General features: G+C 57.5%; 1 protein-coding gene. It reads right to left on the reverse strand.

From position 1 onward, the window contains the following. A partial coding sequence (locus P2081_RS20490; RefSeq protein WP_278924633.1) for a ribosomal protein L13e occupies positions 1-358 on the reverse strand: 358 nt, incomplete at both ends.

Here is a 358-nt window from a genome sequence, read left to right on the forward strand (position 1 = left end):
TGATCAGCTCGGGCCTTCCTGAGGGCGGTGAAGGCAGAGAACTTCTTCTCCTCCTCGGAGAAGACTCTGGCCTTGGGTCGCACCTGTGGCTGGTTGATTGGCATTACGACTGTCTTCAGCTGTGTGGCCAGCTTACGCTCCTCTTCCGTTGCCTCTCCCTTCTTAAGCTTCTTCTTCTCGTGGATGGGGAAGAGGATGAGCTTGGCCTTGTACTCCTTGAGCCTCTGGGCGTTCTGCTGAACAGACTCGTGGGACTTGTTGCGTCTGCGGGGATCGACGGCGATGCCGATAGACCTGGCGAATCTCTTGTTGAGTCCCGCTTGCTTCAGTTCATCCAGAGTGAAGCCGCGGCCGGCAC

It is taken from the genome of Pseudophaeobacter profundi (genome assembly GCF_029697505.1).
Taxonomy (GTDB): domain Bacteria; phylum Pseudomonadota; class Alphaproteobacteria; order Rhodobacterales; family Rhodobacteraceae; genus Pseudophaeobacter; species Pseudophaeobacter profundi.